Here is an 18290-nt window from a genome sequence, read left to right as displayed (position 1 = left end):
AAAGTCTCGCATCAAGTGTGGGGCTTTCTTCCTTACTTCTTTTTATAAGTGATAAGAATAGGGTAGGTGGAAAAATGGACTTTGAAAAGCTTCAGCAAGACCTAAACATACATTTTGATAATGAACAATTGCTAAAACAAGCTTTTACCCATTCATCTTATGTGAATGAGCATCGTAATAAAAATTTTGAGGATAATGAGCGCTTAGAATTCCTGGGAGATGCTGTATTAGAATTAGGTGTCTCACAGTATTTGTACCGGAAATATCCCAATATGGCAGAAGGTGAGTTAACGAAACTTCGTGCATCGATTGTTTGTGAACCATCCCTTGTTGAATTTGCCAATGATATTCATTTCAGTGATTACATTCTACTTGGAAAAGGCGAGGAAATGACCGGGGGAAGAAATAGACCAGCCCTGCTAGCTGATGTATTCGAAGCATTTATCGGTGCGCTATATTTAGAGAAAGGTTATGATGATGTCATTTCCTTTTTAGAAAGTAACGTTTATCCTAAAATAACTAAAGGTGCTTTTTCGCATGCGATGGATTATAAAAGTCAATTGCAAGAAATCGTGCAACGTAAAAAGAATGGAAATGTTGACTATGAGATTGTGGAAGAACGAGGACCTGCCCATGATCGTGAGTTTGTTGCAGAAGTGCTAATTAAAGATCAAGTAGCAGGGGTTGGCATAGGTCGGACAAAGAAAGAAGCCGAACAACGAGCGGCTAAAAAAGCAATAGATGCATATGAATAGATATAAAAACCTGACACTAAGTGTCAGGTTTTTTTACAGACCTTACTTTCTTATTGATGATAATTCTTGTATAAATGCTTGTGTTTCGGCAACGCTGAGTGATCCTTTTTGTTTTAGCATATCATATAATGATTTCAGTTCATCATATTTACTTATGTCGTAATCTTCTGGATCCATAATTGATCGATTTACCACCTGTAACATACTAGCTAATTCATTAATAATAAACTCTAAGTTTTCCTCTGTTGCCTCATTTAGTTGACTCATACAACTCCCCCTTCATTTATCATACAATCCATTCTTCTATGTACCAATGGTTTATGATAGAATATAAAAGTTGAAATATAAATAAAATACTTATGCGTATTTATACATATACGATAACATATATGACGATTAAAAGTAAGTGCAGGTAGGAGAATGAAATATGTTTCTAAAACGCTTAGATTCGGTTGGATTTAAATCATTTGCTGAACGAATTTCTGTTGATTTTGTTCCTGGTGTTACAGCAGTGGTAGGGCCAAACGGAAGTGGAAAAAGTAATATTACGGATGCCATTCGCTGGGTTCTTGGTGAGCAATCCGCACGTTCATTAAGAGGTGCAAAGATGGAAGATATTATCTTCCAAGGAAGTGACTCGCGTAAACCTTTAAATGTGGCAGAGGTTACGTTAACATTAGACAATAGTGATCACGTTTTACCTGTGGATTATGAAGAAATTAGTGTGACAAGACGAGTGTATCGATCAGGTGAAAGTGAATTTTTAATTAATAAACAAGCCTGCCGGCTAAAAGATATTATCGATCTTTTCATGGATTCAGGATTAGGTCGAGAAGCGTTTTCGATTATCAGTCAGGGAAAAGTAGAAGAAATTCTAAGTTCAAAAGCTGATGAGCGGCGTAGTATTTTTGAAGAAGCGGCAGGTGTATTAAAATACAAAAATCGTAAAAAGAAAGCAGAGTACAAACTGGCAGAAACACAGGAAAATTTAAATCGGATTGAAGATATTATCTATGAAATAGAAAGCCAGTTAGATCCATTAAAGGAACAAGCTTCTGTTGCGAAAGATTATCTAGCGAAAAAAGATGAATTGAAAGAACAAGAAATCTCGTTATTAATTACAGAAATTGAGCAGTTATACGGGGAATGGAAATCTGTTTTGGAAGAAGTGGAAAAACAAAAACAGAAAGAGCTTCAACATAAGACTAAAATTCAGACTAAACAGGCAAAGGTAGAGGAAGAACGTGCTGCAGTCCAAGCGCTAGATGAGCAGGTAGAAAAACTCCAAGATCAGCTAGTCGAACTTACGAAAGAATTAGAAACACTTGAAGGGAATAAAAAGCTGATCAATGAACGTTTTCGACATTTTGAGGAAAATAAAACAAAACTAGAACAAGAAGAAGAACAATTACAAACTAGAATTTCTACAGTAGAACATCAATTACAAACACAACAGCAGCAGTTACAACAGTTGATTGACAACCGAGACAGGACAAAACATGAAGCGAGCCAAGTAAAAGACGATCTCAACCAAACAAAACAAAACATTTCGGAACAGATAGAAGATTTAAAAAGTGAATATATCGAGCTACTTAATCAACAGGCAGCTAAAAAAAATGAGCGACAATCGATCGAACAACAATTAAACCAAATGGAACATCGAAAAAATAACCAACAAGATAAGTTTCAAAATGTAATTGCGGAACGGGAAAAAGTTGATAAGGAGATTCAAGACCTACAAGTAACATTCGAACAAACAAAACTTGAACGACAAACCACCGATGAAAAAATTCAGTCGGCCAATCAACAACTAGAGCGGGATAAATCGACTTATCAAGAGTTGCAAACAAAGCTTTACCAAGGGTATCAATATATTGAAAAGTTAAAATCAAAAAAAGAAATGCTTGAAGATATGAAAGAAGACTTTCAAGGTTTTTTTCAAGGTGTTAAAGAAATTTTAAAAGCCCGAGAAGAACAAAAATTGCATGGGATTGATGGTGCGGTAATTGAGTTGGTTGATGTTCCGTCATCCTATATTACAGCAATCGAAACAGCACTTGGTGGACAAGCGCAACATATCATTGTAGATAATGAAGCCGTTGCACGTAAATCGATTCAATGGTTAAAACAATCCCAAAAAGGGCGTGCCACCTTTCTACCATTGTCCGCAATTAAACCAAAGTACATTTCAAACGAACTACTTACAACTGTAAGGGAGCACCAAGGGTTTGTCGGTGTTGCCTCAGATTTAATCGATTTTTCGGATAGACATCAACATGTGATTAAGTCTCTGTTAGGTAATGTAGTTATTGCCAACACACTTAAGGATGCAAATGAAATTGCTAGCAAATTATTACGTAGGTTTCGAGTTGTCACACTTGAAGGGGATGTCGTGAATCCTGGAGGTTCAATGTCTGGTGGTTTTAAGAAAAAAACAAACCAGTCTCTGTTTACAAGAGAGAAAGATCTTACAGACATTACAGATAAATTAGATCAATTTGAACAAAAAGCAAAAGACTTTGAAAGAAAAGTTAATCATCATAAACAAATAATTGCTGATCGAGAAGTTCAAATTGACGAGTGGAGAAATGAACTGAAACAGCAACAAAGTCAGGAACATCAAGCACATTCCAATTTGATGGAGGCAAAAGCAAGGAAACATCACATCAATGAAAATTTAAAAGTATACGATCAAGATAAAGAACAATATGAAAAAGATTATCATCTTATGCAAGATAGAAGTGAAAAATTAATCATAGAGCTCAAACAACTTGATGAAAAATTGTCGCATACACAATCTGAAATTGATCTGTTGACAAAACAACAGAATGATTATCAACAAAATCAAGAACAACTCCAACAACAACATCACAAATTGCAAGTTACGTTAGCAGAACAGGAAGCACAAGTGCAAAACCAACAAGAGAAAACAAATACCATTCAAACCTCTTTGCAAGAATTGCAACAATCCTTGCATGATAATCAAAAGCAGTTACAACAAATGAAAGAATGGAATAAAAATGGAGAAACAGAAGCGGAAATAAGTGAGAAAGTTCAACAAAAACAGCTAGAAAAAGACGAAACAGTTGAATCTATTCAATCGAAACGACAAGAAAGAGCTAATCGAACACAATATATAACAGATGAAGAAAGAGAACTGAAAGAGCTTAACCGTATACAGCAACTATTTATACAAACGATCCAAGAAAAAGAAGTGCAAGCAAATAGATATGATGTTGAATTAGAGAATAGGTTGTCAAGACTACAAGATGAGTACACCATCACATATGAAAAAGCACAAGATATGTATCCAAAATCAGAGGACATAGAATCAACGAGACAGTCAGTGAAATTGATTAAGCGGTCGATTGATGAGTTAGGTACAGTTAATCTCGGAGCAATCGAAGAATACGAACGAATTGAAGAGCGTTATCAATTTATGACAACCCAACAAGCAGATCTTATCCAAGCTAAGGAAACTTTATATGGGGTTATTGCTGAGATGGATGATGAAATGGTGCGACGATTTTCATCGACCTTTAACCAAATCAAAGAAGAATTTTCTGTTGTATTCGAACAACTATTTGGTGGAGGAAAAGCGGAACTAAAGTTAACAGATCCCGACCACTTGTTAGAAACAGGGGTTGAAATCAGCGCACAACCTCCAGGTAAAAAGTTGCAACATCTTGGGTTGTTATCCGGTGGTGAACGAGCATTAACCGCAATTGCTTTATTATTTGCCATTCTGAGGGTTCGTCCTGTGCCATTTTGTGTATTAGACGAAGTGGAGGCAGCATTGGATGAAGCAAATGTGAATCGTTTTGCTCGCTATTTAAAAGATTATAGTAAAAACACACAATTTATTGTAATTACCCATCGAAAAGGTACAATGGAAGAGGCGGATGTTTTGTATGGTGTTACCATGCAGGAATCTGGTGTATCTCGACTTGTGTCGGTACGATTAGAGGAAACAAACGAACTGGTAAATGCATAAGTAATAATTGAATGAAAGGAAGATTCGATGAGCTTTTTTAAGAAACTTAAGGACAAGTTTACTGGCAATAGTGAAAATGAAGAAGTATCCGATAAATATAAAGAAGGGTTATCCAAAACAAGAAATTCTTTTTCCAGTAAAATAAATGATTTAGTTGCTAGGTATCGAAAAGTTGATGAAGATTTTTTTGAGGATCTAGAAGAAATTCTAATTTCTGCTGATGTTGGTGTGTCGACTGTTATGGACTTAATTGATGAGTTAAAAATGGAGGTGAAACGTCAAAATATCAAAGACTCTGCCAAAGTAAAAGAAGTTATATCTGAAAAGCTAGTTGAGATCTATTATGGGGAAGAAGATGACCAAGTTGAAGAATTAAATATAAAAGACAACGAACTTTCCGTGATGTTATTTGTTGGGGTAAATGGTGTCGGTAAAACAACGACTATTGGGAAAGTGGCTCATAAATTAAAGCAAGAGGGAAAGAACGTTGTATTAGCAGCTGGTGATACTTTCCGTGCGGGAGCAATTGATCAATTACAAGTATGGGGAGACCGTGTTGGTGTAGAAGTTATCAAACATAATGAGGGTAGTGATCCAGCAGCTGTTATTTATGATGGTGTTCAAGCAGCAAAGTCTAGAAATGCAGATGTTCTATTATGTGATACGGCGGGCAGGCTACAAAATAAGGTGAACCTTATGAATGAACTATCCAAAGTAAAACGTGTCATTGAGCGAGAAATTCCTGGTGCCCCTCATGAAGTATTACTAGTTCTTGATGCCACGACAGGTCAAAATGCAATGAGTCAAGCGAAAACTTTCTCAGAATCTACAGACGTCTCTGGTATTGTGTTAACTAAATTAGATGGAACGGCTAAAGGTGGTATAGTGTTAGCTATTCGAAATGAACTACAAATCCCTGTTAAATTAGTCGGACTTGGTGAAAAAGTAACAGATTTACAAACATTTGATGCTAACGCATTTGTCTATGGATTATTTGCTGATATGTTAGAAGAACAAGAATAACTCCTTGACAGAGTAGACTGATTGCTTTAATATTTTCAATTGTAAAGGCATTTCACTTAACAAGGGGTGCTTGTGATGTTAGAGAAGACAACTCGTATCAATTATTTATTTGACTTTTACCAAGAACTTCTAACACCGAAGCAAAGAAATTACATGGAAATGTACTATTTAGAAGATCTTTCCTTAGGTGAAATTTCGGAGACCTATGATGTATCAAGGCAAGCAGTCTATGATAATATTCGTAGAACAGAGACAATGTTAGAAGCATATGAACAAAAGCTTCGTTTATATGAAAAATTTCAGCACCGTAACCATGTTGTGACACAATTAGAAAAAGAATTGATGGAGTTCAATTATGAGGGTGCAAGAGCGTTAATTGGTGATTTAAAAGAATTAGATTAGGAGGCGAGAATTATGGCATTTGAAGGCTTGGCCGATCGCCTGCAACATACGATACAAAAGATTAAAGGTAAAGGCAAAGTAACGGAACAAGATGTGAAAGAAATGACCCGTGAAGTTAGGCTGGCTTTACTTGAAGCAGATGTTAACTTCAAAGTTGTCAAAGACTTTATAAAGCGGGTTAAAGAGCGCGCAGTGGACCAAGAAGTGATGGAAAGTTTAACCCCTGGCCAACAAGTTATTAAAGTTGTAAAAGAAGAGTTGACCGACTTGATGGGGGGAGATCAGAGTAAGATTGCTGTTGCTGATCGTCCGCCGACTGTTATTATGATGGTTGGTTTACAGGGTGCAGGTAAAACAACGACAACTGGTAAACTGGCCAATTTGTTACGTAAGAAATATAACAAACAGCCAATGTTAGTTGCCGCTGACGTTTATCGCCCTGCTGCAATTAACCAATTGGAAACACTTGGTAAACAACTGGACATGCCTGTATTTTCACTTGGAACTGAAGCAAACCCTGTTGATATTGCCAACCAAGCGATTGAGCAAGCAAAGAATGAACATCATGATTACGTGATCATTGACACCGCTGGTCGATTACATGTTGATTCCGATTTAATGGATGAGTTGCAACAAATAAAATCGAATGTCACCCCTGATGAAATCTTTTTAGTTGTAGATGCCATGACAGGTCAAGATGCCGTTAACGTGGCGGACAGTTTTAATGAGCAACTAGATTTAACAGGTGTTGTCCTAACGAAGCTTGATGGTGATACACGTGGTGGTGCAGCATTGTCTATTAAAGCTGTTACAGATAAACCAATTAAATTTGCAGGTATGGGTGAAAAATTAGATGAGTTAGAAGCATTCCACCCTGAAAGAATGGCATCCCGTATTCTTGGAATGGGAGATGTGCTTTCTTTAATTGAGAAAGCACAAGATAATGTTGATGAAAAACGAGCGAAAGAACTAGAAGAAAAAATGCGTTCAGCATCTTTCACATTTGATGATTTCTTAGAACAAATGGATCAAGTCAAAAGTATGGGACCCTTAGAAGATTTAATTGGTATGATTCCTGGTGCTAATAAAATGAAGGGATTAAAAAATGTTCAATTTGATGATAAACAACTTTCTCATGTGGAAGCAATTATTCAGTCGATGACAAAGGCAGAACGACAAGACCCTAGTATCATGAACGCTAGTCGTAAGAAACGTATTGCTCAAGGCGCAGGACGTTCTGTATCTGAAGTAAACCGTTTATTAAAGCAGTTTAATGAAATGAAGAAAATGATGAAACAAATGTCAGGTATGCAGAAGGGTAAAAAAGGGAAAAAGGGTAAAGGATTTAATTTTCCATTCATGTAATGGAAAAACACTTTACAGACAAAAAAACTTCTGCTACAATTTAAACTTGTGTAAAACAAATATTTTGGAGGTATGAAAAATGGCAGTAAAAATTCGCCTAAAACGTATGGGATCTAAAAGAAATCCTTTTTATCGTGTGGTAGTAGCTGATTCACGTTCTCCTCGTGACGGACGTTTTATTGAACAGATTGGAACATACAATCCGATTGCTAACCCAGTTGAAGTGAAATTAGATGAGGAAAAAGCTCTTGACTGGATGACGAAAGGTGCAAAACCAAGCGATACAGTACGTAACTTATTCTCAAAAGAAGGCATCATGACGAAATTCCACGACTCTAAAACTCAAAAGTAAAGTAGAGTGATAGCATGAAAGCCTTAGTTGAAACGATTGTTACGCCATTAGTTGATCACCCAAATGATATTGTCGTTACAGAGAATGAAGAAGAACATAAGATTGTTTATCATTTAACTGTTAACCCTGATGATGTTGGAAAGGTGATTGGAAAGAATGGTAGAATAGCAAAATCGATCCGTACACTAGTTTATGCAGCTGGAACGGATACAAAAAAACGTATCTATTTAGATATAATGTAAAGGGGAGAGGGGAAAAACCTTTTCCCTTTTTCACTATATAAAACTTGAATATTTCTCGTGTGGGAAAGGAATGGAATTACTTTGCATATCATTCGAAAAATTCCCGTTAAACAAATTCTAACCGAACAAAGTAAAACAAAACTTAGGAATAGTTTTTTAAATCAACAACAGCAACTTGAACAAGAGTGTCAACAGCTTCTATTTGAACAAAAGAAACTTCAACGCAAAAGTGGGGTCTCTCAACAACAAGAAGTATATAAGAGGTTTCAGCAAGAAATAACTAAACGTGAACAAAAAATAAAAGATATTGATTTTCAATTAGAACAACTAGATTTTTTACCATTAGGTAGTGAAATAATAGAACGTCAAGTTGAATCTCTTGTTGAGGTTGAAGAAGGGCAAGATTGGGAAGAACTAATGAACGATAAAGAAATTATCGTTAAAGATGGGATCGTTATACAATTAAAATAGCAGGTGAACTAGATGGAACAAAAATTATTTAATGTTGGAAAAGTTGTAAACACACACGGAATAAAAGGAGAAGTAAAAGTAATCAGGATTACAGATTTTGAGGAACGTTTCCAACCTGGGACCAACTTAGTCTGGGTTAATAAAGAGGAAACAAAGCAAGTCCCATTGGTCGTTGATGGACATCGCAAACATAAAGACTTTGACTTGCTTCATTTTCAATCCTATAACTCAATTAATGATGTTGAATCATTTAAAGGTGGTTTGCTTAAAATACAGCATGAGGATTTAACCCCGTTAGATGAGGGGGAATTTTATTATTATGAAATCATAGGTTGTACAGTTTATACCACTACAGGAGAGGAAATTGGCACGATTAAAGAGATACTGTCTCCTGGTGCTAATGATGTATGGGTCGTTCAACAACAGAAGAAGAAAGATCTACTTGTTCCATACATTGAAGATGTTGTCAAAGAAATTATAATTGATGATAAAAAGGTTGTCATTGAACCAATAGAAGGGTTGCTAGATGAATGAGAATTGATATACTAACATTATTTCCTGAAATGTTTGAAGGTGTGTTTAATTCATCCATCTTAAGAAAAGCACAAGAGTTAGAAGCGTTTGACTATAATTATGTAAATTTTCGAGAATATACCGTGAACAAACATAATAAGGTAGATGATTATCCATATGGTGGTGGGGCTGGAATGGTACTCACACCACAACCAATTTTTGACGCTGTCAAAGATGTCACAAAGCAAAGTTCAAAAAAGCCACGTGTTGTTTTGATGTGTCCACAGGGGCAACCACATTCACAACAGAAGGCGGTTGAACTTTCCAAAGAAGATCACCTCGTTTTTATTTGCGGTCATTATGAAGGATATGACGAGCGAATACGTGAACATCTTGTTACCGATGAAATTTCGATTGGTGATTATGTATTAACAGGTGGCGAGTTGGGTGCAATGGTTGTGATTGATAGTGTTGTTCGTTTACTTCCTGGTGTATTGGGAAATGAAGCATCGGCACCAGAAGACTCGTTTTCCAATGGCTTATTAGAACATCCACACTACACACGTCCGGCAGATTTCAGAGGTATGAAAGTGCCAGAAGTATTAACCTCGGGAAATCATGCAAAAATTGAAGAGTGGCGCCGTCAGCAATCATTAAAAAGAACTTATGAACGTCGTAAGGATCTTTTAGAAAACTATTCCATTTCAGAACAAGAAGAAAAATGGTTGCAAAAGTTAAAAGATCAATAGATAAGGTTGAATAACAACATAATCTATGATATATTATTTGTTGTGCTTGAGTTTGTCTCAAGCTATAAACGATGTTCCGCTTTCGAATTCCTTCGATATGAACATTAGTTTGGAAGGAGTGTAACAGGATGCAAAACATTATCAATGAAGTAACAAAAGAACAGCTTCGTACAGATCACCCTGATTTCCGTCCTGGAGATACTGTTAAAGTTCACGTTAAGGTTGTTGAAGGTAACCGTGAGCGTATCCAGGTATTTGAAGGTGTAGTAATCAAACGTCAAAACGGCGGAATCAGTGAAACATTTACTGTACGTAAGATTTCTTATGGTGTTGGTGTAGAGCGTACTTTCCCAGTACATTCACCACGCATTGCTAAGATTGAAGTTAGCCGTCGTGGTAAAGTACGTCGTGCTAAACTTTACTACTTGCGTAACCTACGTGGTAAAGCCGCACGTATTAAAGAAATTCGCTAATTATGAGTAATGAAAGGAGCTTGCCTGTCAAGCTCTTTTTTTCTACCATTTAAACAGAAGCAGTACACGGTTGTTTTTGTAATCTTCTTCAAACGGACAAATTATTACCTACTTATACTAAACCCTATAGGATGAATATATTCGCCAAAAGTTATTAAAATAACAAATATGTAAACTTTTTGGAGGTAAGGTTATGACCAGAAAAAAAAACGAATGGCTTGATTGGATTAAAGCACTGGTTATAGCTGGGCTTTTGGCCTTTATTGTACGGATGTTTTTCTTCGCCCCGATTGTTGTTGATGGACCTTCCATGTTGCCAACACTAAAAAACGGGGATCATATGATTGTTAATAAATTTAATTATTTGATTGGAGAACCTGAGCGATTTGATATAGTTGTATTTCATGCCACTGCTAATAGAGATTACATAAAACGTGTTATTGGCTTACCAGGTGAACATGTGGCGTATGAAAATGATACGTTATATATAGATGGACAAAAAATGGACGAACCATTTTTAAATGGTGAGAAAAGTACTTTATTAGAAAAACAATTATATACTTTTGATTTCACTTTAGAGGATGTACCTGGAGACTTTGAGACGATACCCGAAGAACATGTGTTAGTTCTAGGCGATAACCGAGATAATTCAACAGATAGCCGCATATTAGGCTTGATTAGCTATGAACAAATAGTCGGGGAAGCGGATCTAATCTATTGGCCACTAAATCGTTTTTCTTTGATAAAGGAATAGGAGGATAAACATGGCAACGATACAATGGTTTCCTGGGCATATGGCAAAAGCAAAACGAGAAGTACAGGAAAAGTTGAAATTAGTTGATTTTGTCATTGAACTTGTCGATGCAAGAGCACCAGAATCATCACAAAACCCAATGTTACAGCAAGTACTACAAGACAAACCCAAAATGATGGTATTAATGAAAAAAGATTTAGCCGATCCATCCATAACAGAAGAGTGGTTACATTATTATAAAAATAAACAAATACCAGCTTTATCCATCGATGTTCAAAATAAACAGGATATACAGGGTATTGTACAATTAGCAAAGGAAATGGGGAAGGAAAAACGAGAAAAACTCCAGAAAAAAGGTATTCGCCCTAGACCAGCTCGTGCCATGATTATTGGAATTCCAAATGTTGGTAAATCAACACTTATTAACCGCTTGGCAAACAAAAAAATTGCAAAGACTGGAGACCGTCCAGGAGTGACAACCGCGCAACAGTGGATAAAGGTGAAAAAGGACTTTGAATTGCTTGATACACCAGGGATACTGTGGCCAAAATTTGAAGATGAAATGGTTGGGTTGCGGTTAGCAGCAATTGGTACGATAAAAGATCAAATTTTATCACTAGATGATGTTGCAGTGTTTATCATCAATTATTTGAAGGAACATTACCCAAATGTATTGGAACAACGGTTTAAAGTAGATGAGAGCATGAATGAAATCGTCGGGATTTTTGAACATATTGGTAAGCTTAGAGGATGTTTAGAAAGTGGCGGACATATAAACTTTGAAAAAACGGCCGATGTGATTATTCGAGATCTTCGAGGTGGCAGATTAGGACGACTAACGTTTGAACAACCGACCAATGAATAATATACAATTGCAATAAAGGCGTTCACCTATAAAGGGAACGCCTTTTGTTCGTTAAAGGCTTTTTACGTTAGTTTTTGTCATAATAACTATAGACTCAGACGTAAGCGCCATTATAAGTTAACTTTTTCTGATTAGAATTGCGCTTTATACAACCGCTGCGGTAGAATACTCCGCTTTCCATGGGCACGGCCTCGGGCCAACAGGATGTTGGTCACGCAGGCGTTGTCACAGGACGTGACGACCTTAGCCTACGTTCCTTAATATCATGGGTACTTCGGCTCGTGCTGTTCCCATAGGACAAGGAACGCTTCGGCAGCGAAACATCGCACGCAGAAAATTGGTCTTTATTTTCAACGAGGCTCATCAGCTACCCATGGAAAGCGTAGGTGTATTTGCGCAGCGATCGAGTAGAAGTCATTTTATAATAATGAGCGAGATAATCATTAGTTACATCGGTTTTCTGCCAATTTCGACATTTATAAAGTAACAACTTTATTACAAAGAAAATCCTTTCTTAAAGATTGCTGCTTTTCTCATTGTGAGCAATATCTTATACATATTTTAAAAATAACTAATTTATGCCGTTATAAATAGAGATGGGGGAATAAACAAATGAAAAACCAGACCATTACAGAAATATCAAAGCAATTAATGAATAATGAGTATACAGACGAGGAAATTAATTTATTAAAGGCAGACCAACGTGTTGGTGTTCAGAAACTGCTTGTTAAATATGAAAGAGAACAAATGAAAGCCGAACAGCAAAAGCAACAATTCAAAGAGATGTCCATTTTTGAAAATAAACAGTATCAACAAGGTAAAACATACGTTGCAGGCATTGATGAAGCAGGGCGAGGTCCTTTAGCAGGTCCTGTTGTTGCTGCTGCTGTTATATTGAAACCAGACTTTTATCTACCAGGATTGAATGATTCTAAACAATTAAGTAAGCAGGTACGTAATCAATTTTATGACATGATAGTAGAGGAATCGACCAGTTATGGAATTGGAGTTATACATAGTGACGAAATCGACCAATTAAACATTTATCAAGCAACCAAGAAGGCGATGAAAAAAGCTATTCAACAATTAGAACCGAAACCAGACCATGTTTTAATAGATGCAGTACAATTACAGGACTTGCTTTGTACTAGTGAGGCGATTACAAAGGGTGATCAAAAGAGTGTATCCATTGCTGCAGCAAGTATACTAGCGAAGGTAACCAGGGATAACATGATGGAGGAAATCCATCAAAACTACCCACACTATCAATTTTCCTCGAATATGGGATATGGGACAAAAGAACACATACAAGCAATTCATGCATATGGAGTTTCACCATACCATCGACATTCTTTCGCACCAATTAAGGATATCGTTGAAAAGAAATGAGGGTCATAGATGAATAATGTAGCATCATCACAATTATTAAAATCTGTTCAGCAATCAAATAAAATTAGTCTATTGAACATGATCAAACCGGGACAAATTTTATCAGGTAAGGTAACTCAGTTGTTTCCAAATAACCGTGCAGCCGTTGTATTAAATGGAACACAATTGGTTGCGCAACTGGAAACAGCCCTTACGCTTCAGAATAAGTATTGGTTTCAAGTGCAATCTTCTGATCAAATTATTCGTTTAAAAGTATTATCAGATAAGTCTATTCATAAAAAAAGACAAGGTAATCAACTATTGCTGGACGAACTTGGTATCAAAGAGACCAAGGACCGTTCCGCCTTTATTTCGAAACTGACAGATGAACAAGTACCTTTTAATAAACACAATTTACAACAAGCTATTTCGCTTCTAGAAAAAGAACATTATAGTGAAACAGCACAAAAAGTGATCAAAGACATGTTAACCAATGGCTTTCCTATTACTTCATCTATCTACCATTCATTGTTGACCGTAAATGATACGGACTTCAACCAACAGTTAGTAGATATTCAAACTGAATTGAATACAATAACGTCACCATCAGATATACAAAATCAACTGTTAGAAAAAATGAACCAGTTTATAGGAGGTTATGAAGAGTCCATCGACCCTAAAGCTAGTTTATTAGAACAATTGAAAAGTTTGTTAACAATTACTGGCTTAAACTATGAACATCAAATTTTTAATCAATCATTAACAGACACCAACCACACTTTCATTCAATCACTTAAAGGACTTTTATTACAACTGCTTCAGGAAGGTGGAAGCAATAGTGGAAAGATGGAACGCTTCCTAGATTTTTTAAATGGAAGTCAATTGCGAGCATTTCAAGAAAATGAACAAATGATGGAGATTAGTCTACAAATACCAGCTAACAAGCTTGGTTTGAATCATGCTATTCATGTAGATCTTAAAAGTTATAAAAATAAAAAAGGTCAAATTGACCCGGAATTTTGTAGGTTGCACTTTTACTTACATTTGCAACAGTTGAAGGATACGATTGTCGATGTGACGATTCAAAAACGAAATGTAAATATAACCGTATTAAATAATCATCCACAACTAAAACAACTGACGAATATAGTAAAACCAAAATTAGAGGAAGGACTAGCGAAAATAAACTATCATCTTTCTTCAATACAAGTAAAACCAATTACCGATCCTGTATCTCAAAAAAGTTATACTAAAGCTCATACACAAGGAGTGGATTTTCGAATATGAGTGAACAGCATTATATAAAAAGAGCTGCAGCGTTACAATATGATAGAAGTAACGACGTGGCACCAAAATTGACGGCTAAAGGTAATGGAGCAATTGCAGAAACTATCATAAAAAAAGCTAAAGAAAATAATATTCCTATCCAAGAAGATCCCTCATTAGTTGAGTTATTATCTAAGATAAACATTAATGAACAGATACCAGAAGAGCTTTATCAAGTGATCGCTGAAATCTTTGCATTTATTTATCAAACCGATAAATTGCTAGAAAAAACAGAGAATTAAGAAACATCGATGGTAAATAATGGACAATGTATTGTAATTTTTTATACAATAAACGTGCAATGATTATTTGATGGGAGGATGGAACATGAATATTCATGAGTATCAAGGCAAAGAAATCTTGCGTAAATACGGTGTCGCGGTACCAAATGGTAAAGTAGCATATACTGTCGACGAAGCCGTAGATGCAGCAAAAGAATTAGGCAGCAGTGTATCTGTTGTAAAAGCACAGATCCATGCTGGAGGTAGAGGTAAAGCCGGTGGTGTAAAAGTAGCTAAAGGCCTTGATGAAGTGCGTACATATGCGGATGAGATTCTTGGGAAAACATTGGTTACACATCAAACAGGACCAGAAGGAAAAGAAGTTAAGCGGTTACTTATAGAAGAAGGTTGCGATATTCAAAAAGAGTATTATATAGGGGTTGTGTTAGATCGTGCCACTTCAAGAGTAACGATGATGGGATCAGAAGAAGGTGGTACTGAAATCGAAGAGGTTGCAGCAGAAACACCTGAGAAGATCTTTAAAGAAGAAATTGATCCTGTTGTAGGATTAACAGCATTCCAAGCACGTAGACTTGCGTTTAATATGAATATACCAAAAGACTATTTATCTAAAGCAGTTAAGTTTATGCTAGGTTTATATACTGTGTTTGTGGAAAAAGATTGTTCAATCGCTGAAATCAATCCACTTGTAACAACAGGGGATGGTGAAGTATTAGCATTAGATGCTAAACTAAACTTTGATGATAATGCGCTATTCAGACAAAAAGATATTCAAGCATATCGTGACCTAGACGAAGAAGATGAAAAAGAAATTGAAGCCTCAAAATATGATTTAAGTTACGTAGCCCTTGATGGAAATATCGGTTGTATGGTAAATGGTGCAGGGTTAGCAATGTCCACCATGGATATAATTAAACATTCTGGCGGTGAACCTGCAAACTTCCTTGATGTTGGTGGTGGTGCAACTGCTGAAAAAGTAACAGAAGCGTTCAAAATCATTCTTTCAGATGCAAGTGTAAAAGGTATCTTTGTGAATATCTTTGGCGGCATTATGAAATGTGATGTTATTGCAGAAGGTGTCGTGGAAGCTACCAAACAAGTAGGGTTAGAACTGCCACTTGTTGTTCGCCTTGAAGGTACGAATGTCGATTTAGGTAAAAAAATTCTTGCTGAATCTGGACTTAATATTACAGCAGCAGAATCAATGGCTGATGGAGCAGAAAAAATCGTATCATTTGTAAAATAATACTTGAAACACAGAAGAGTTATTAGAAGGAAACAAAGGCAATAGATTCAAGGGAGGACGGAGTAGATGAGTGTATATATTAATCAAGATACAAAAGTGATTGTACAGGGGATTACAGGTTCAACCGCCCTTTTTCACACCAAACAAATGCTAGAATACGGAACCAAAATTGTTGGTGGTGTAACACCGAAAAAAGGTGGAACAGAAGTCGAAGGTATACCTGTGTTTGATACCGTAAAAGATGCAGTTGATCAAACTGGAGCGACCGCTTCTGTTATTTATGTACCTGCCCCTTTCGCAGCTGATGCTATTTTGGAAGCGGTTGATGCAGAACTAGATCTAGCAATTTGTATTACAGAACATATTCCGGTTATGGATATGGTGAAAGTAAAGCGTTATATGGAAGGGAAAAAGACAAGACTTGTTGGACCAAACTGTCCAGGGGTTATAACACCTGAAGAATGTAAAATTGGAATTATGCCTGGTTATATTCATAAAAAAGGTCATATTGGTGTTGTATCCCGTTCAGGTACCTTAACTTATGAAGCCGTACACCAATTATCAGAAAATGGATTTGGACAATCAACCGCTGTAGGTATTGGTGGAGATCCTGTTAATGGAACGGACTTCATTGATGTGTTAAAAGCGTTTAATGAAGACCCAGAAACAGAAGCAGTTATGATGATCGGTGAAATCGGTGGTACAGCAGAAGAAGAAGCTGCACAGTGGGTAAAAGAAAATATGACAAAGCCTGTTGTAGGTTTTATTGGTGGTGTTACCGCACCTCCAGGAAAACGTATGGGTCACGCTGGTGCGATTATTTCTGGTGGTAAAGGAACGGCAGATGAAAAAATAAAAGTAATGAACAACTGTGGGATTGAAGTGGCAGAGACACCTGCAGTAATGGGTGAAACTTTAATTGGTGTATTAAAAGAAAAAGGAATTCATGATAAGTGTAAAACACATTAAGTTTGAGAAAAAAGGGCTGGCTTTTATGTAAGGCCAGTCCAAATTTTATAAAGAGGAAGTGACGATATGGATAAAAGAAAGTTAACATTGCTACATTTACACCGCGCTCGAGGTGTGACAAGAGTTTTAATTCGCAATATTCTTCGTAAAGACTCGCAGTTAACAGATGTGTATAGATGGACGTCTCATCAGTGGCAACAATATTTTTCATTAGATAGTTCACGAGCTTCGATTATATACGCTGATTTACATAATCGAGAAGTCTTTACCTCATTGATTTATGATCTAAAGAAGTTTCAAGTGTTAACTATTTTTGATTCAGGTTATCCTCCGTTATTACGACATATTCAAGATCCTCCATATGTTCTTTATTTACTAGGTAACTCTAAACTGTTCTATCAACTTCCTTCATTAAGTGTAGTCGGAACAAGAAACCCAACAAGTGAAGCTAAGCAAAAAATAAATCATATAATTAGACCTCTAGCTCGTAAAGGCTGGATTGTGGTGAGTGGCATGGCAGTAGGAATTGACGGGTTAGCACATCAAATGGCTATTGAACAGGAAGGGAAGACAATAGCAGTATTAGGTTCTGGATTCCGTCATATATACCCACAACAACATAACCAGTTATTTCAATCATTAGTAGCTACACAGCTTGTTGTTTCAGAATATACCCCCAACACACCACCTCGTAAATACCATTTTCCTGAAAGAAACCGAATTATAAGTGGATTAAGTTTTGGGACGATTGTAATTGAAGCGAAACAAAAAAGCGGCTCCTTGATAACGGTAAATCAAGCACTTGATCAAGGAAGGGAAGTGTATGCGATACCGGGTTCCCCACTACATCCTCAGACACATGGTTGTCATCAAATGATTCAAGATGGTGCAAAGTTAGTACAAAATACCTATGATTTACTGGAAGAATGGGAACAGTTAGGGGATAAATGGTGTCAAATTATGTCAGATTTTAAAGAAAACGCTTCCTATACAAATGGTTAATTTTCGTGTTATGTTTGACAAACAGTAAATAAGTATTTAATAATAAGGAAGATTTATAAACTAAATAAGAAAGTACAGACTTTGGTAATTATTTTTGTGTTTGATGACAAACAAAAGCCAATATGTGAAATATGCATACCAAAATAAATGGCTACTATAAAGATAAAAAGAATTACCTC

Annotated in this window: 20 protein-coding genes; 19 read left to right on the top strand and 1 reads right to left on the bottom strand. The window is 36.3% G+C overall.

Features of this window, described 5'->3' with window-relative positions; all coding sequences use genetic code 11:
• The first annotated feature begins 74 nt into the window (after positions 1 to 74).
• Positions 75 to 755, top strand: a complete 681-nt coding sequence (rnc, locus tag FCI53_RS00910) for a ribonuclease III (RefSeq protein ID WP_138414898.1) — start codon at positions 75 to 77, stop codon at positions 753 to 755.
• A gap of 42 nt (positions 756 to 797) precedes the next feature.
• Here rnc and FCI53_RS00905 read toward each other — a convergent pair whose 3' ends face one another.
• A complete protein-coding gene (locus FCI53_RS00905; RefSeq protein ID WP_138414896.1) occupies positions 798 to 1022 on the bottom strand; it encodes a DUF1128 domain-containing protein in 225 nt (74 codons plus the stop codon).
• A 160-nt stretch (positions 1023 to 1182) separates the two neighbouring features.
• Between FCI53_RS00905 and smc the strand changes: the two genes are divergently transcribed.
• From smc to dprA, 18 genes are all read left to right on the top strand, one after another.
• Positions 1183 to 4749, top strand: a complete 3567-nt coding sequence (gene smc, locus FCI53_RS00900; RefSeq protein ID WP_138414894.1) for a chromosome segregation protein SMC — start codon at positions 1183 to 1185, stop codon at positions 4747 to 4749.
• A 27-nt stretch (positions 4750 to 4776) separates the two neighbouring features.
• Complete coding sequence (ftsY, locus tag FCI53_RS00895) at positions 4777 to 5772, top strand: signal recognition particle-docking protein FtsY (protein ID WP_138414892.1); 996 nt, start codon at positions 4777 to 4779, stop codon at positions 5770 to 5772.
• 75 nt (positions 5773 to 5847) lie between these two features.
• Complete coding sequence (locus FCI53_RS00890; RefSeq protein ID WP_138414890.1) at positions 5848 to 6174, top strand: putative DNA-binding protein; 327 nt, start codon at positions 5848 to 5850, stop codon at positions 6172 to 6174.
• 12 nt (positions 6175 to 6186) lie between these two features.
• Positions 6187 to 7539, top strand: a complete 1353-nt coding sequence (gene ffh, locus FCI53_RS00885; RefSeq protein ID WP_138414888.1) for a signal recognition particle protein — start codon at positions 6187 to 6189, stop codon at positions 7537 to 7539.
• A gap of 79 nt (positions 7540 to 7618) precedes the next feature.
• Positions 7619 to 7891, top strand: coding sequence for a 30S ribosomal protein S16 (rpsP, locus tag FCI53_RS00880; RefSeq protein ID WP_138414886.1), 273 nt, complete (start codon positions 7619 to 7621; stop codon positions 7889 to 7891).
• Positions 7892 to 7905: 14 nt separating this feature from the next.
• Positions 7906 to 8133 (top strand): KH domain-containing protein, encoded by a 228-nt coding sequence (locus FCI53_RS00875; RefSeq protein ID WP_138414884.1) that lies wholly within the window; start codon positions 7906 to 7908, stop codon positions 8131 to 8133.
• A gap of 81 nt (positions 8134 to 8214) precedes the next feature.
• A complete protein-coding gene (locus FCI53_RS00870) occupies positions 8215 to 8604 on the top strand; it encodes a YlqD family protein (protein ID WP_138414882.1) in 390 nt (129 codons plus the stop codon).
• Positions 8605 to 8616: 12 nt separating this feature from the next.
• A complete protein-coding gene (rimM, locus tag FCI53_RS00865) occupies positions 8617 to 9138 on the top strand; it encodes a ribosome maturation factor RimM (RefSeq protein ID WP_138414880.1) in 522 nt (173 codons plus the stop codon).
• A complete protein-coding gene (gene trmD / locus FCI53_RS00860; RefSeq protein WP_138414878.1) occupies positions 9135 to 9866 on the top strand; it encodes a tRNA (guanosine(37)-N1)-methyltransferase TrmD in 732 nt (243 codons plus the stop codon). The genes rimM and trmD overlap by 4 nt, the downstream gene beginning before the upstream one ends.
• A 128-nt stretch (positions 9867 to 9994) precedes the next feature.
• Positions 9995 to 10339: a 50S ribosomal protein L19 gene (rplS, locus tag FCI53_RS00855; RefSeq protein WP_138414876.1), complete on the top strand. Its 345-nt coding sequence runs from the start codon at positions 9995 to 9997 to the stop codon at positions 10337 to 10339.
• A 193-nt stretch (positions 10340 to 10532) separates the two neighbouring features.
• A complete protein-coding gene (gene lepB, locus FCI53_RS00850; RefSeq protein ID WP_138414874.1) occupies positions 10533 to 11093 on the top strand; it encodes a signal peptidase I in 561 nt (186 codons plus the stop codon).
• Between the two features lie 10 nt (positions 11094 to 11103).
• Positions 11104 to 11958, top strand: a complete 855-nt coding sequence (ylqF, locus tag FCI53_RS00845; protein WP_138414872.1) for a ribosome biogenesis GTPase YlqF — start codon at positions 11104 to 11106, stop codon at positions 11956 to 11958.
• A 612-nt stretch (positions 11959 to 12570) separates the two neighbouring features.
• A complete protein-coding gene (locus FCI53_RS00840) occupies positions 12571 to 13347 on the top strand; it encodes a ribonuclease HII (protein WP_138414870.1) in 777 nt (258 codons plus the stop codon).
• 9 nt (positions 13348 to 13356) lie between these two features.
• Positions 13357 to 14613 (top strand): hypothetical protein, encoded by a 1257-nt coding sequence (locus FCI53_RS00835; RefSeq protein ID WP_138414868.1) that lies wholly within the window; start codon positions 13357 to 13359, stop codon positions 14611 to 14613.
• Positions 14610 to 14894 carry an EscU/YscU/HrcU family type III secretion system export apparatus switch protein gene (locus FCI53_RS00830; protein ID WP_138414866.1) on the top strand — a complete coding sequence of 95 codons (285 nt, stop codon included), beginning with the start codon at positions 14610 to 14612 and terminating at the stop codon, positions 14892 to 14894. Before FCI53_RS00835 ends, FCI53_RS00830 begins: the two co-directional genes overlap by 4 nt.
• Before the next feature lie 85 nt (positions 14895 to 14979).
• Entirely contained in the window at positions 14980 to 16140 is a 1161-nt protein-coding gene (sucC, locus tag FCI53_RS00825; RefSeq protein WP_138414864.1) for an ADP-forming succinate--CoA ligase subunit beta, read from the top strand.
• A 66-nt stretch (positions 16141 to 16206) separates the two neighbouring features.
• Positions 16207 to 17109, top strand: a complete 903-nt coding sequence (gene sucD, locus FCI53_RS00820) for a succinate--CoA ligase subunit alpha (protein WP_138414862.1) — start codon at positions 16207 to 16209, stop codon at positions 17107 to 17109.
• Between the two features lie 66 nt (positions 17110 to 17175).
• Entirely contained in the window at positions 17176 to 18111 is a 936-nt protein-coding gene (dprA, locus tag FCI53_RS00815; RefSeq protein WP_138414860.1) for a DNA-processing protein DprA, read from the top strand.
• Positions 18112 to 18290 lie beyond the last annotated feature (179 nt).

Origin of the sequence: Aquibacillus sediminis, from assembly GCF_005870085.1 — a bacterium.
Lineage (GTDB): Bacteria > Bacillota > Bacilli > Bacillales > Amphibacillaceae > Aquibacillus_E > Aquibacillus_E sediminis.
Note: the sequence above shows the minus strand (reverse complement) of the source record. Positions and strands in the feature narration are given on the sequence as shown.